This window comes from Roseicyclus sp. (genome assembly GCF_052168335.1).
GTDB lineage: Bacteria > Pseudomonadota > Alphaproteobacteria > Rhodobacterales > Rhodobacteraceae > Roseibacterium.
In genome coordinates, this window is the sequence record NZ_JBQLZP010000222.1 from 1 (window position 1) to 13,622 (window position 13,622).

Genomic DNA, 13,622 nt, shown 5'->3' on the forward strand with positions numbered 1-13,622 from the left:
CCACGCGCTGCGCGGCATCAGCGCCGAGATCCGCCAGGGCGAGTTCTTCTCGCTCCTCGGCCCCTCGGGCTGCGGCAAGACCACGCTCCTGCGCGCCATCGCGGGCTTCGAGGACATCTCCTCGGGGCGCATCCTGCTCGATGGGCGCGACATGGAGGGGGTGCCGCCCAACAAGCGGCCGACCAACCTCGTCTTCCAGTCCTACGCGATCTTCCCGCATCTCACGGTCGCGCAGAACGTCGGCTTCGGCCTGCGCAAGTCGCCCCGGTCGTCGGAGGAGAAGCGCCGCGCCGTGGGCGAGGCGCTCGAGATGGTCGGGCTCGCGAATTTCGGCGGCCGCGCCGCCCACGCGCTCTCGGGCGGCCAGCGCCAGCGCGTCGCGCTCGCCCGCGCGCTGATCCTCAAGCCCCGCGTCCTCCTCCTCGACGAGCCGCTCTCGGCGCTCGACAAGAAGATGCGCGAGGTCATGCAGGTCGAGCTCATCAAGCTCCAGCGCGAGGTCGGCATCACCTTCATCCTCGTCACCCACGACCAGGAGGAGGCGCTCGTCATGTCCGACCGGATCGCCGTCATGTTCGAGGGCGCCATCGCCCAGCTCGACGATCCCGAAACGCTCTACCGCCGCCCCGCCTCGCGCCGCGTGGCCGAGTTCATCGGCATGATGAACTTCCTGCCCGCCGCGGTGATCTCCACGCAGGGCGAGGCGGTCGAGGCCGAGATCGCGGGTCTCGGCCGGGCCGAGCTCTCCACCCGGCAATGCCCCTCCGGCGCCGCGCCGGGCGAGGCCGCGGTGGGCCTCCGCCCCGAGAGCCTGACGATCCTCTTCGAGGGCGACAGCGCCGGCGGCGCCCGCCGCGCCGAGGGCCGCGTCGAGGAGGTCACCTATTACGGCGACATGACCTATTACGACATGGCGCTCGAGGGCGCGCCCTCGACCGTCCGCGTCTCGGCCCGCAACATGCCCGGCCGCCGCGTCCTGGACCGGGGCGAGCGGACCGCGCTCGCCTGGGACCCGCGCGCGCTCACCCTCTTCCGCTGAGGCCCCCCGGCTTCATCTTTCCCGAAATACGCACTTCGGCGCGGAACGCGCCGGGTGCCGGGCGGGGCTCGATGCCCCGGCCGGCGCCGCCCCCCCCTCAGCCCTTCCGCACGAGGTAGGCGGCCCCACCCGGCACGTCCTCCGTCCCGAGATAGGTGTGCCCCGCCTCGGCGCAGAAATGCGGCACGTCGATCGCCGCCATCGGGTCGCTCGCGAGGAGCCGCACCACCGCCCCCGGCGCCACGCCCTCGAGGCGCTTGCGCAGCCGCAGGACGGGCAGGGGGCACTTCAGCCCCGTGGCGTCGATCTCGTGGTCCCGGTCCATGCGTCCCCGACTACGGCGCCCGCGGCGATGCGTCCACGCGAATGTGACGCACGCGCATCGTGACGCGCCCGCGAAAACCCTCTACCTCTTCTCCCGATGTTCGGGATCGATCTCTTCGACGCGTCGCTCCTGCCGGCGATGCTGGTGGCGCTGACCGCGGGCGCGCTGAGTTTCCTCAGCCCCTGCGTCCTGCCCATCGTGCCGCCCTATCTCGCCTACATGGGCGGCATCACCCTCGAGGACATGGACGCCTCGCCCGCCGCGGCGCGGAGGAAGGCGCTCCTCGCCGCGCTCTTCTTCGTCCTCGGGCTCTCGACCGTCTTCGTCTTCCTCGGCTTCACGGCCTCGATCTTCGGGCAGTTCTTCCTGCAGAACCAGATCCTCCTCGGGCGCATCGCGGGCGTCGTCATCGTGATCTTCGGGCTGCACTTCCTCGGGATCATCAATATCCCCATCCTCAACCGCGAGGCGCGGCTCGACGCCGGCGACCGGGGCGGGTCGGCCCTCGGGGCCTACATTCTCGGTCTCGCCTTCGCCTTCGGCTGGACACCCTGCATCGGGCCGCAGCTCGGCGCGATCCTGTCGCTCGCCGCGACCGAGGCCAGCGTGGAGCGCGGCACGGCGCTCCTGGCCGTCTACGCCATAGGCCTCGGCATCCCCTTCCTGCTGGCCGCCGCCTTCATCGACCGCGCCATGGCGGTGATGGCGCGGCTCAAGCGGCACATGCGCACCATCGAGCGCGCGATGGGCGTGCTTCTCGTCGGCGTCGGCGTCGCGCTCATGACCGGCGCCTTCTCGGCCTTCGCCTTCTGGCTTCTCGAGACCTTCCCGGCGCTGGCGCTTCTGGGCTGAAATCACCGCTGGCCCCGCCCGCTTTGCCCGGTATCCTGCGCCCCATGAGCGGACCGGAGACACACGCGAGCCCAGCCCCCACGCATCCCGTGCGCCGGCGGGTCGTGCTCTACGTTCCCGGTTACGACCCGTCCCCGCCGCGCCGCTACCGCGAGCGCTATCGCCGCGAGGCGGCGCGCCAGGCGGCGTTCTCGGGCCACGAGATCGCCCTCTCGCCGGGGGCCGAGGCGGGCGCCTACGGGTGGGATGTCGCGGCACGGATCGAGGGGGCCGAGGTCGCGGCCCGCTTCGAGGTCCTGCACTGGGCCGACATCGTGCGCGCCTCCATGGCGCAGGGCATCGCCGCGACCTACGGGCAGCTCCTCCGTACGGCCGGGATCTACCTCGCGTCGGGTGCGCTCTTCCGGCTCCTGCGGCTGCGCAAGGGGCCGGTCATCGCCGCGCTCTTCCCGGTGGCGGTGCTGCTCCTCCAGCTCCTCGCCGCCGCCGCGCTGGCCCTCGCCGTCACGGCCGCCGCCGCGGCGCTCCCACCGCGCTGGAGCGTCCTGCCCGGCCTCCTCGCGGGGTGCGCCGGGGGTATCCTCCTCCTCCGCTGGTTTCGCCGCCGCGACCACTTCCTCGCCTGGTACCTGATGCACGACTACGCCTTCTCGGCCCGGCACCGGGGCGCCTATCCGCCCGAACAGGAGGCGCGGATGGCCGAGTTCGCCGACCGCATCGCCGCCGCCCTGCGCTCGGACGTCGACGAGGTGCTCGTCGTCGGCCATTCCTCGGGCGCCTACATCGCCGTGTCGCTTCTGGCCGACCTCCTGCGCGGGGCGCGCGTGCCCGAGGGCGGCCCGGCCCTCGGGCTCCTGACGCTCGGCCAGGTCATCCCGATGGTCAGCTTCCTGCCGGGCGCGGGCCGGCTCCGCGCCGATCTCGCCCTCGTCTCGGCGAGCGACCGGCTGAGCTGGATCGACGTCTCCGCGCCCGGCGACGGCTGCGCCTTCGCGCTCTGCGATCCGGTCGCGGTCTCGGGCGTGGCGGGGCCGGGCAAACGCTGGCCGCTGGTCCTCTCGGCCGCCTTCACCCGCACGCTCTTACCCGGGGCGCGCGCGGCGCTGCGCTGGCGCCACTTCGAGCGGCATTTCCAGTACCTGAACGCCTTCGACCGGCTGGAGGGGGCGGCGGGCGACTACGACTACTTCGCCGTCACGGCAGGGCCCCGGACGCTCGGCGAGCGCTTCGCCGGGCGCAAGCCCTCGGCCAGCCGCATCGAACGCACGGCCAGCGGCCATACCGACCGCGCCGCATGACCGACCTGCCGCCGAAACCGACGCCGCGCGCCGACCGCGTCTCGCTCTGGCGGCACATGCGCCTCTTCCGGCAGGACATCCTCTCGGCGCAGCCCGCAAGGCTCTACCGCGCCTGGATGGCCGAGTTCCGGACACCCTTCTTCCGCTCCTACCTGGTGAACCAGCCCGATCTTGTAGAAGAAATCCTGAAGGCGCGCCCGCGCGAATTCCCCAAGTCCGACCGCGTCGCCGAGGGGCTGCGCCCGCTCCTCGGCGCCTCCGTCTTCCTCACCAACGGCGAGGAATGGGCGCGGCAGCGCCGCCTGATCGACCCGGCCTTCGAGGGCGGCCGCCTGCGCGAGACCTTCCCCGCGATGCTGGCGGCAGGCGAGGCGGCGGTGGCGCGCATGGGCGAGGGCGTGCAGGAGATCGAGGAGGCCACGAGCCACGCCGCCGCCGACGTGATCTTCCGCACGCTCTTCTCGATCCCGATCGAGGAGGAGACGGCCGCCCGCGTCCATCGTCTCTTCCGGGAGCACCAGAGGAGCCAGCCGATCCTGAACCTCGCGGCCTTCCTGCCGCTGCCCCGCTGGCTGCCCCGCGGCCACCGGGCCGGGACGCGGGCCACCGCGCGCGCGATCCGCGGCCTGATGGCGGAGCTGACGGAGGCCCGCGTCCGCGCCATGGCAGAGGGCCGCGCGCCGGACGATCTCGCGACCAAGATCCTCTCGGCGCGCGACCCCGAGACGGGCGAGGGCTTCACGGCGGAGGAGATGGTCGACCAGGTGGCGATCTTCTTTCTCGCGGGCCACGAGACCAGCGCGAGCGCGCTCGCGTGGACGCTCTACCTCCTGGCGCGCTACCCCGCGTGGCAGGCGCGCGCGGCCGAGGAGGCGCGGGCCCTGCCGCCCCGGCCGGAGTTCGGCGACATCGCCGCGCTCCGCGTCACGCGCGACGTCTTCCGCGAGGCGCTCAGGCTCTATCCGCCCGTGCCGATGATGGTGCGCGAGACGACGCGTCCCGAGCGCTTCCGCGACCGCGACCTGCCGCAGGGCGCGCAGATCGTGGTTTCGCCCTGGCACCTCCACCGCCACGCGCGCCTCTGGGACGAACCCGACTCCTTCGACCCCGGGCGCTGGGGGACCGAGAACGGACGGAGCTGCCTGCGCGAGGCCTTCATCCCCTTCTCCGCCGGGGAGAGGGTCTGCATCGGTGCGGGCTTCGCCATGGTGGAGGGGCCGCTCCTCCTGGCGCTTCTGCTCCGGGCGTTCCGCTTCGACCGGGTGGCGGGCGACGATCCCGAGCCGGTGGCGCACCTGACGGTGCGGTCCCGCGACGGCATCCGGCTGCGCGTGACGCGGCGGTAGGGGTCAGCGGAATTGCCGGCAATTCCGATCCGGAAAAGCCGGCTTTTCCGGGTCGTTTTCGCCGGCGAAAACGGGCCGCACGATCCGCACCGGCTCGGCATTGCAGAAGACGATGAGCTGGCCCGCGTTCTCCAGCGCGCGAAAGCCGCGCCGGTGCACCTCCGCCACGAAGCGGTCGCGGCCCACGTAGCGCTCGATGTCGCGCAGCGCGCGGCGGATCACCTTTCCCTCCCGCGCGGATTTCGAGCCGAAGATCCCTGCGATCCAGGCCTCGGGCGAGATGTTGGGGGGCGGCTTGTCCATAGAGGGGAGACTGCCAGACCGTGGTTAACGAACGCCTACCGCCCGGCCTTGACCTCGGAGAGCACGAAGACCCGGATCGCGGAGGCGAGGCCGGAGGTCACGCCGCGGCCCGCGTCGATCTCGGCGGCGAGCTCGTTCACGGAACATCCGCGCGCCTCGGCGATCCTCCGGAACTCCTCCCAGAAGGCGTCCTCGAGCGAGACGCTGGTGCGGTGCCCGCGCAGCGTCAGGGAGCGCTTGACGGGCCGGCCGTTCATTCCTCGTCGCGCCGGTGCGCCTCGAGGCGCGCCGCCTCCTGCGCGGCGCGCGCGGCCTCGGCCTCGCGCTCGGCCCTGGTGCGGCCGAACCGCGCGGCGTTCTCGTCCGCCTTGCGCTTCCTGTCGTCCCGCGCGCGCGTCTTGCGCGCGCGGGAGAGGCTGAGGACCTTGCCGGTCACGACGGGCCGATCATCTGCTCGGGGCGCACGACGCGGTCGAAGGTCTCCTCGTCGACGAAGCCGAGGCGGATCGCCTCCTCCTTCAGCGTGGTTCCGTTCCTGTGCGCGGTCTTCGCGACCTTCGTGGCGTTGTCGTAGCCGATGGTGGGCGCGAGCGCCGTCACCAGCATCAGGCTCTCGCGCATGAGCTTCCCGATGCGCTCGACATTGGCCTGCGTGCCCATCAGCATCCGCTCGGTGAAGCTGTCGGCGGCGTTGCCCAGAAGCGTCATGGACTGGAGCAGGTTGTAGGCCATCATCGGGTTGTAGACGTTCAGCTCGAAATGGCCCTGGCTGCCCGCGAAGGCGATGGCCGCGTCGTTGCCGAGGATATGGGCGCAGACCTGCGTCATGGCCTCGGCCTGCGTCGGGTTCACCTTGCCCGGCATGATCGAGGAGCCGGGCTCGTTCTCGGGCAGGATCAGCTCGCCGAGGCCCGAGCGGGGGCCCGAGCCGAGGAAGCGCATGTCGTTGGCGATCTTGTAGCAGGCCATGGCCGCCGTCTTGATCGCGCCCGACATGAAGACCATCGCGTCATGCGCGGCCAGCGCCTCGAACTTGTTCGGCGCGGTGACGAAGGGCAGGCCGGTGATCTGCGCGATGTTCGCGGCCACCGTCGTGTCCCAGCCCGTCTCGGTGTTGAGCCCGGTGCCGACCGCCGTGCCGCCCTGCGCCAGTTCGTAGATGCCGGGCAGCGCCATCTTCACCCGCGCGATCCCGTTCCGCACCTGCATCGCGTAGCCCGAGAATTCCTGGCCGAGCGTCAGCGGCGTCGCGTCCTGGGTATGCGTGCGGCCGATCTTGATGATGTCGCGAAACTCCTCCGACTTGGCTTCGAGCCCTGCGGCCAGCTTCTCGAGGCCGGGGATCAGCACCTCGTGCGCCGTCACGGCGGCGGCGATGTGCATGGCCGTGGGGAAGGTGTCGTTCGAGGACTGGCCCATGTTCACGTGGTCGTTGGGATGGACCGGCGTCTTCGAGCCGATCTCGCCGCCCAGCATCTCGATCGCGCGGTTCGAGATGACCTCGTTGGCGTTCATGTTCGACTGCGTGCCCGATCCGGTCTGCCAGACGACCAGCGGGAAATGGTCGTCGAGCTTGCCGTCGATGACCTCCTGCGCGGCGGCGATCATGGCGTCGGCGATCTCGGGCGGCAGCTTGCCGCTGGCCTTGTTGGCCTCGGCGCAGGCGCGCTTGATGACGCCGAGGGCGCGGACGATGGCCACGGGCTGCTTCTCCCAGCCGATGGGAAAGTTCATGATCGAGCGCTGCGTCTGCGCGCCCCAGTACTTGTGGCTGGGCACCTCCAGCGGGCCGAAGCTGTCCGATTCGGTTCTCGTCTCAGGGCGGGTGGCGGTCATTCCTGTCCTCCGGTATGCGGTTGCATGCCGTTTAGCTCCGGGCCACGCGTCGCGCAATGCGACCGATGCCTCACCCGGGCTGGAAAAACCTGTAGACCCGCGCGGGCGGCAGGTTCCACCAAATCTTCCCCGACACGCGCCAGTCTAGGCCCAGCTCCTCGCGAACGGGGCGCGCGACGGGCGGTTTCGGGCCGTAGGTGAACTGCACGTAGGTGCCGCCCGGGCGGACGCGGGCGAAGGTGCCGCCGAGGATGTCGCGCTGGAGGCCGAGCGGCATCGACAGGAGCGGCAGGCCCGAGACCACGGCCTGCGCATCGTCGACGGGCAGCGCGCCCACGTCGCCCGCGCTCATGCAATGCACGTTGAGGCCCGGGAACCGCGCGCGCAGCCGGTCGCAGAACTCCGGGTTCATCTCGATGGAGTGGAGGTCCTGCGGCCGTACGCCCCGGTCGAGGATCGCCTGCGTGATGTTGCCCGTCCCGGCGCCGAGCTCGATCACGGGACCGGCGGCGGGGTCGATCCCGGCCACCATCTCGGCGCAGAGGAAGCGCGAGGAGGGGGCGAGGGCCACGACCTGATGCGGCTTTCGCAGGAGCTGGCCCATGAAGAGGGCGAGGTCGGATCGGGCCGTGGTCATGGCGGGCGGCTCGGCGGGGCGCGCGTCAGTGATTGCGGCGGAAGGTGTCGAGGCTGACCACCTCGGCGTCGCGGCCGGTCCGGCCCTCGTCCTCTCCGTCGTCGTCGTCGCCGCCCGGCGCGGGATCGTCGCCCGGCCCGTCGGGGGCGGGCACCGTCTCGAAGCGCAGGCCGAACTCGACCGACGGATCGACGAAGGTGAGGATCGCGTCGAAGGGGATGTGCAACCGCTCGGGGCTGTCGCCGAAGTTCAGCGTGATCGAGAAGCCCTCGTCGTCCACCTCGAGCGCGTCGTACCAGTGCTGGATGACGATGGTCATCTCCTCCGGGTAGCGGTCCTGCAGCCAGGAGGCGAGTTCCACGCCGTCGTGGCGCGTGTCGAAGGTGATGAAGAAGTGGTGATCGCCCGGCAGCCCATGCGCCGCCACGTCGGACAGGACCGTCTGGATCAGCCCGCGCATCGCGTGATGCATCAGGCGTCCATAGGCAATCGTGTCCGGGCGTTGCGACATGGGCAGGCGATCCATCGTCATTGCGACACGCTCACCATAGAAGATTCGCGACGATATGAAAGCGCGCGCGACGTGCCCCGGAGGGATCGCGCCGGTGCGGTCACGTGTTGGCGAGGATCAACCAGGAGGCGAGCGCCGCCTCGGACCCGAAGAAGGTCCAGGATTGGCGCGAGGCCGCCTTGTCGCGGAAGATCGAGGTGACGCGGCCCACCGCCGCCCCGGCATAGGCGAGGCCCATGACGACCCAGCCGAGCGGCTCGTTCAGGATCATCGCGCCGAGGCCGAGACCGACGAAGAGGCAGCCGGAGACGGCCGAAACCTCGGTGTAGGCCATGTGTGTCGGGCCTGCGACCATGTCGAGCTGTTGCATCGTCCAGCGCGGCGCGAGCCACCCGAGGAGCCCCAGACCGATGGTCAGAAGCGCCACCGCCATGTTCACGAGATCGACCAGACTCAAGGCACCCAGCATACCGCACTCCGAAATGGTTTGCCCTTAAACGGTCGGCGGAGGCGGTTGGATCACTTGCGCCTGAAAAAAAGTTCACGCGCGCGTGAGCGGGATGCGATCGGGAGAAAGTGCAGGCTTCTGTTGCCAGGTGCCTGCGAACCCCGCCTTACCTTGCTAGAGGCAAGGACTTCAGATTTCGATCACTCGAACCGCTTACGCGGCGAGAGCAACCGGAGCACGATTGTCGTTGGCAATTATGCTTCATGCACCGATAACGGTGGTAGCTCACCGGGACAAAGCCACGTCTTTACACGTTCGTCGATCCTGTTTCGGCCCCATTCTCCCCCAACGAGGGTGTCTGGTGGAGCCGCCGGGTACCGCCCCCGGGTCCGATCCGCTTATTCCACGCGCGTTTATGTCCATAGTCCCGTTGCCGGAACATTCCGAAGATACGGCGGGGCGGGCGCGAATTCAAGGCGCGCCTCACTCCTCGCGCTCGGTCGTGAAGGTGAGCGGATAGCCCGCGCGCTCGCCCATGCCGTTGGCCTGCGCGGTCTTGGTCTCGGCGATCTCGAGGGTGAAGACGGCCACCACGCAGGCGCCGCGCTGGTGGGCCGTCATCATCACGCGGTAGGCCTCGTCCCGGTCCATGCGGAACACCGCCTTGAGCACCCGCACGACGAACTCCCTCGGGGTGTAGTCGTCGTTGAGCAGGATCACCTTGTAGAGCTTCGGCCGCCCGGTCAGCGTGGCGGCCTTCGGCTTCAGGACGGTCGACGTGCCGGCCATGGACACCTCGCGCGGTCGGTGCTTCGGGGACAGTCTAGCAGATCGAAGGGCGCCGCGGCAGGGCGGGACCGGCATCCGCCACGAAAAAGGGGCGCCCGCCCGGGGCGCCCCTCGATCCGGTCGCGGACGATCAGAAGCCCGCCTTGATCCGCTCGAAGGCCTCGGCCTGGCGCTCGCGCTGCTCGTTCGAGATCGGCAGCTGCGCGAGCAGCGGCACCGTCACCTCGCCGAGGCCGGCGGCCTCGAGCGCCTCGGCGCCGAGCGACTGGAGCGCGGCATCGTTCGCCGTGCCGAAGCCGTTCTCGAGCAGCGGCATCGCCGAGACCTCGGCGTGCATCGCGTTGACGTAGTCGTAGGCCTGGTCCTCCGAGCCTTCGCCCTCGGCCATGTTCACGTAGCCGCAGAGCCAGACGCTCGAGCCCTCGGACGTGTTGCGCTGGAAGCCCACGGGGAAGCCCTCGTCGGCGAGCGCGACCGGAACCTCGTTCCAGACCCAGGCGGCGAGCACCTGGCCCGAGGCCATGAGCTGCTGGATCTCGGCGGGGTCGACCCAGTAGTTCAGGAGGTTCGGGTGGATGCCGCGCAGCCACTCGGTCGCGGCCTCGAACTGCGCGTCCGTCACGTCCGACCAGTCGGTCACGCCGGTGGCGAGGTAGGCCAGCGCGTAGGCGTCGTCCACGTTGTCCGGGATCGACAGGCGCCCGGCATAGTCGGGGTTGTTGAAGATCTCGAGGCTGGCCACGTCCTCGGCCGGAACCTCGTCGGAATTGTAGGCGATGGCGGTCGAGCCGAAGTCGGTCGGCAGGAAGAACAGGTCGGCCGAACCCGCGCGCACGTCCTGGCCGAGGAGGTCGGCGTTCAGCGTCTCGTAGGCGGCGACGCGGGCGCGGTCCCAGGGCTCGATGATGCCCGATTCCTGCCAGCGCGGCACGGAACCCGCGCAGATATGCGTCACGTCCGAGCGGAAGCCCGCGAGCAGCCGCTGGAAGGCCTCGTCCTCGTCGCCGAAGAAGACGAACTCGGGGCTTGCGCCATGCTGGTCGATGAAGGGCTGATGATAGTCCGGGTTCTCGAAGCCGGAATAGTCGAAGACGAGCAGGTCCTGCGCGAACGCGGGCAGCGCGAGCGTGAGCGAAAGCGCGGTGCCGAGGGCGAGGCGATGGGTCATGATGGCGATTTTTCCCTGTTGGTGGTGGTGCGAGTTTTGCTCGCAGAAGTAGGGGACCGAGGCCTGTCCCGCAAGGGGTGACGCCGCGCTGCCGCGCAGCATGTGCGGCATGTCCGGCCGGTTTTCGGGGGACGGGCGCCGGGCCCGGATTTCCGTTTGTCTCGGCTGCGGAAAACGGCCAGTCTGGCCCCCGGACGCAGCGCTCGGGGGGGATCGCGGGGACATGGTGGCGGCACGCATACGCGGCATGGCGCGCCCGCACTGGCTGACGCTCTATGGCGGTATCCTGGCGGCCTGGGCGATGCTCTACGCGATGGCGCTGCCGCCCGATCTGCGCGACATGGCGGGGATTTACGGGGCGGAGTTCCTGCGGAGCCTCTGCGTCGTGACGCCGGACGCGGCCGGCCTCGCGGGGCTGACGCTCATGTGGCTCGTGATGAGCGCGGCGATGATGGCGCCGACCGCGCTCCCGGCCTTCGCGACCTATGACGAGCTCGGCCGCCGGGCCGAGACGCGTTTTGGCGCGCTCGTGGCGGGATACCTCGTCGTCTGGGGCGGCTTCTCGGTCCTCGCCGCCGTGGCGCAGATCGCGCTGACCCAGGCGGGCGCGCTGACCGTCTTCGGAGACAGCCGCTCGGCCGTCTTCTCGGGCGCGATCCTCGTCCTTGCCGGGGCCTACCAGTTCAGCGCGCTGAAGGAGGCGTGCCTTTCGAAGTGCCGCGCGCCGCTGGCCTTCTTCCTCGAGCACTGGGCGGAGGGCGCGTTCCGCAACGGCGTCCGCCTCGGGGTGGTGTGCATGGGCTGCTGCTGGGCGCTGATGCTGCTCGCCTTCGCGGGGGGCGTCATGAACATCGCCTTCATGGGTCTCGCCACCCTGTTGATGGCGCTCGAGAAACTGTCCTTCGTCGGCGCGTGGCTCACCCGCCCGCTCGGGGGCATCCTGATCGCGGGCGGGCTCGCGCTCGCGGCCAGCGCAATCGTCTGAGGGAGGAAGAGCATGCTGAGACGCAGACCCGACGCCGACCGCCTGCCGGTCAGCCAGCGCATCGACAGCCGGGTCGAGAACCCAAAGCGCCGCCAGATGCGGCCGACCGACTGGGCGATCAGGGGGGAGCTGTTCCTCAACTGCTCCTGCACGGTCTTCTGCCCCTGCGTCGTGAGCCTCGGGAAGCACCCGCCGACGGAAGGCACCTGCAAGGCCTGGATGGCCATCGCCATCGACGAGGGCCATTACGAGGGCGAGAGCCTGTCGGGCCTGAACGTGGGCCTCATGGTCGAGATCCCGGGGCCGATGGCCGAGGGCGACTGGCGCGTGGCGGCCTATATCGACGAGCGCGCGAGCGGCAAGGCCTACAACGGCCTCCTCCAGATCCTCTCTGGCGCGGCGGGGGGCACCACGGGCCTCTTCACGCTGCTCGTCTCCGAGATCATCGGGGCCGAGCGCGAGAAGGTCGTGATCGTCCGCGAGGGGCGCAAGCGCGGCCTCTACATCGGCCGCAAGATCCAGGGCGAGATCGAGATGATCGAGGGCGCCTCGCCGGAGCATCCGGTGGTCATCTCCAACACCCGCTACTGGATGGGTCCCGACGTGATCGCGGCGCGCGGGCTCAAGTCCAAGGTGCGCGACTTCGGCCGCGTCTGGGACCTCTCGGGCAAGTCCGGCGAGATCTGCGCCATCGACTGGTCGGGACCCGGCAAATGATCACGCCCGACTATGCGCGCACCATGGCGCGCTACAACGCGTGGCAGAACCAGTCGATCTACGCCGCCGCCGCGACGCTGGACGAGGCGGGGCGCGAGGCCGACCGGGGCGCGTTCTTCGGCTCGATCCGCGCGACGCTGAGCCACCTGATGTGGGGCGACCTGATGTGGATCGCCCGCTTCGACGGCGGCGAGGGGCCGGGCGGCAGCATCGCGGACTCGCCCGCGCGCTACGACTGGGCGACGCTCTGGGCCGAGCGTCCGAAGCTCGACGCGCGCATCGCGGCCTGGTCCTGGATGGTGACGGAGGAGGAACTCGCGGGCGAGTTGCGCTGGCATTCCTTCGCGATGGGCCGCGACATGGCCAGGCCCTACGCGCTGTGCGTCGTGCATCTCTTCAACCACCAGGCGCACCATCGCGGGCAGGTCCACGCCATGCTGACCGCCGCGGGCGCGCGCCCCGACGACACGGACCTGCCCTTCATGCCCGCGGACATTCCCGAATGGCGCTGATCTCGCCCTCGCGCAGGCTCCGCCGCACGCCCTTTTCCGAGGGTGTGGAGGCCGCCGGCGTCAGCGGCTACACGGTCTACAACCACATGCTGCTGCCCACGGTCTTCCGCTCGATGGAGGAGGATTACCGGCACCTCAAGTCCGCCGTGCAGCTCTGGGACGTGGCCTGCGAGCGGCAGGTGGAGGTGCGGGGGCCCGACGCGGGGCGACTGGTGCAGATGCTGACGCCGCGCGACCTGCGGGGGATGCTGCCCGGTCAGTGCTCCTACGTGCCGATGGTGGACGAGACCGGCGGCATGCTGAACGATCCCGTGGCGGTCAAGCTCGCCGAGGACCGCTGGTGGATCTCCATCGCCGACAGCGACCTCCTGCTCTGGATCAAGGCCGTCGCGCTCGGTTACCGGCTGGACGTGCTGGTGGACGAGCCCGATGTCTCGCCGCTCGCCGTGCAGGGGCCGCTGGCCGACGACCTGATGGCGCGGGTCTTCGGCGACGGCGTCCGGCAGGTGCGCTTCTTCCGCTTCGGCTGGTTCGACTTCGCGGGCCGCGACCTGCTGATCGCGCGGTCGGGCTACTCGCTCCAGGGCGGGTTCGAGATCTACCTCGAGGGCTGCGACCTCGGCATGCCGCTCTGGAACGCGCTGATGGAGGCGGGACGCGACCTCGACCTGCGCGCGGGCTGCCCCAACGGGATCGAGCGGGTGGAGGCGGGCCTTCTCAGCTACGGCAACGACATGACGCGCGAGAACACGCCCCATGAATGCGGGCTCGGCCGCTTCTGCAACACGGCCACCGCCATCGGCTGCATCGGGCGCGACGCGCTGCTCCGCGTGGCGAAGGAGGGGCCCGTCAAGCA

Annotated in this window: 18 protein-coding genes and 1 other RNA gene; 8 read left to right on the plus strand and 11 right to left on the minus strand. The window is 70.4% G+C overall.

All coding sequences use genetic code 11. The annotated features are described in order from the left end of the window. Nucleotides 1-1,039, plus strand: a 1,039-nt coding sequence (locus tag ACTS11_RS06820) for an ABC transporter ATP-binding protein (protein WP_442639578.1), incomplete at its 5' end; no start/stop codon positions are given. Between the two features lie 97 nt (nucleotides 1,040-1,136). On the opposite strand, the gene ACTS11_RS06825 is transcribed toward ACTS11_RS06820, so the two are convergent. Next, nucleotides 1,137-1,364, minus strand: a complete 228-nt coding sequence (locus ACTS11_RS06825; protein ID WP_442639579.1) for a sulfurtransferase TusA family protein — start codon at nucleotides 1,362-1,364, stop codon at nucleotides 1,137-1,139. A 96-nt stretch (nucleotides 1,365-1,460) separates the two neighbouring features. On the opposite strand from ACTS11_RS06825, the gene ACTS11_RS06830 reads away from it, so the two are divergent. The 3 genes from ACTS11_RS06830 to ACTS11_RS06840 are packed head-to-tail and all read left to right on the plus strand — an operon-like array spanning nucleotide 1,461 to nucleotide 4,860. Continuing rightward, nucleotides 1,461-2,216: a cytochrome c biogenesis CcdA family protein gene (locus ACTS11_RS06830; protein WP_442639580.1), complete on the plus strand. Its 756-nt coding sequence runs from the start codon at nucleotides 1,461-1,463 to the stop codon at nucleotides 2,214-2,216. A gap of 44 nt (nucleotides 2,217-2,260) precedes the next feature. After that, nucleotides 2,261-3,514 (plus strand): hypothetical protein, encoded by a 1,254-nt coding sequence (locus tag ACTS11_RS06835; protein WP_442639581.1) that lies wholly within the window; start codon nucleotides 2,261-2,263, stop codon nucleotides 3,512-3,514. Further along, nucleotides 3,511-4,860 carry a cytochrome P450 gene (locus tag ACTS11_RS06840; RefSeq protein WP_442639582.1) on the plus strand — a complete coding sequence of 450 codons (1,350 nt, stop codon included), beginning with the start codon at nucleotides 3,511-3,513 and terminating at the stop codon, nucleotides 4,858-4,860. The genes ACTS11_RS06835 and ACTS11_RS06840 overlap by 4 nt, the downstream gene beginning before the upstream one ends. A gap of 3 nt (nucleotides 4,861-4,863) precedes the next feature. Here ACTS11_RS06840 and ACTS11_RS06845 read toward each other — a convergent pair whose 3' ends face one another. From ACTS11_RS06845 to ACTS11_RS06890, 10 genes are all read right to left on the minus strand, one after another. Continuing rightward, complete coding sequence (locus tag ACTS11_RS06845; RefSeq protein ID WP_442639583.1) at nucleotides 4,864-5,082, minus strand: hypothetical protein; 219 nt, start codon at nucleotides 5,080-5,082, stop codon at nucleotides 4,864-4,866. Between the two features lie 116 nt (nucleotides 5,083-5,198). Continuing rightward, nucleotides 5,199-5,420 carry a ribbon-helix-helix domain-containing protein gene (locus ACTS11_RS06850; protein ID WP_442639584.1) on the minus strand — a complete coding sequence of 74 codons (222 nt, stop codon included), beginning with the start codon at nucleotides 5,418-5,420 and terminating at the stop codon, nucleotides 5,199-5,201. Further along, the gene (locus tag ACTS11_RS06855; protein WP_442639585.1) at nucleotides 5,417-5,599 is read right to left on the minus strand and encodes a DUF4169 family protein; all 183 of its coding nucleotides are present in this window, start codon (nucleotides 5,597-5,599) and stop codon (nucleotides 5,417-5,419) included. The genes ACTS11_RS06850 and ACTS11_RS06855 overlap by 4 nt, the downstream gene beginning before the upstream one ends. Beyond that, a complete protein-coding gene (gene fumC, locus ACTS11_RS06860) occupies nucleotides 5,596-6,999 on the minus strand; it encodes a class II fumarate hydratase (RefSeq protein ID WP_442639586.1) in 1,404 nt (467 codons plus the stop codon). Before fumC ends, ACTS11_RS06855 begins: the two co-directional genes overlap by 4 nt. A gap of 70 nt (nucleotides 7,000-7,069) precedes the next feature. Beyond that, a complete protein-coding gene (locus tag ACTS11_RS06865; RefSeq protein WP_442639587.1) occupies nucleotides 7,070-7,636 on the minus strand; it encodes a class I SAM-dependent methyltransferase in 567 nt (188 codons plus the stop codon). 25 nt (nucleotides 7,637-7,661) lie between these two features. Beyond that, nucleotides 7,662-8,168, minus strand: coding sequence for an SspB family protein (locus tag ACTS11_RS06870; protein ID WP_442639588.1), 507 nt, complete (start codon nucleotides 8,166-8,168; stop codon nucleotides 7,662-7,664). Nucleotides 8,169-8,247: 79 nt separating this feature from the next. Further along, complete coding sequence (locus ACTS11_RS06875; protein WP_442639589.1) at nucleotides 8,248-8,604, minus strand: DUF4345 family protein; 357 nt, start codon at nucleotides 8,602-8,604, stop codon at nucleotides 8,248-8,250. Between the two features lie 118 nt (nucleotides 8,605-8,722). Continuing rightward, nucleotides 8,723-9,074, minus strand: a transfer-messenger RNA (tmRNA) gene (gene ssrA, locus ACTS11_RS06880). Nucleotides 9,075-9,078: 4 nt separating this feature from the next. Then, nucleotides 9,079-9,384, minus strand: a complete 306-nt coding sequence (locus tag ACTS11_RS06885; RefSeq protein ID WP_442639590.1) for an ATP-dependent Clp protease adaptor ClpS — start codon at nucleotides 9,382-9,384, stop codon at nucleotides 9,079-9,081. 130 nt (nucleotides 9,385-9,514) lie between these two features. After that, the gene (locus ACTS11_RS06890) at nucleotides 9,515-10,552 is read right to left on the minus strand and encodes a polyamine ABC transporter substrate-binding protein (protein WP_442639591.1); all 1,038 of its coding nucleotides are present in this window, start codon (nucleotides 10,550-10,552) and stop codon (nucleotides 9,515-9,517) included. 223 nt (nucleotides 10,553-10,775) lie between these two features. On the opposite strand from ACTS11_RS06890, the gene ACTS11_RS06895 reads away from it, so the two are divergent. The 4 genes from ACTS11_RS06895 to ACTS11_RS06910 all read left to right on the plus strand — a co-directional run. Next, the gene (locus ACTS11_RS06895; RefSeq protein ID WP_442639592.1) at nucleotides 10,776-11,537 is read left to right on the plus strand and encodes a DUF2182 domain-containing protein; all 762 of its coding nucleotides are present in this window, start codon (nucleotides 10,776-10,778) and stop codon (nucleotides 11,535-11,537) included. Between the two features lie 12 nt (nucleotides 11,538-11,549). Further along, nucleotides 11,550-12,254 carry a DUF1326 domain-containing protein gene (locus ACTS11_RS06900; protein WP_442639593.1) on the plus strand — a complete coding sequence of 235 codons (705 nt, stop codon included), beginning with the start codon at nucleotides 11,550-11,552 and terminating at the stop codon, nucleotides 12,252-12,254. Continuing rightward, nucleotides 12,251-12,766, plus strand: a complete 516-nt coding sequence (locus ACTS11_RS06905) for a DinB family protein (RefSeq protein ID WP_442639594.1) — start codon at nucleotides 12,251-12,253, stop codon at nucleotides 12,764-12,766. Before ACTS11_RS06900 ends, ACTS11_RS06905 begins: the two co-directional genes overlap by 4 nt. Next, nucleotides 12,757-13,622, plus strand: an 866-nt coding sequence (locus ACTS11_RS06910) for a dimethylsulfoniopropionate demethylase (protein WP_442639595.1), incomplete at its 3' end; no start/stop codon positions are given. The genes ACTS11_RS06905 and ACTS11_RS06910, both read left to right, overlap by 10 nt.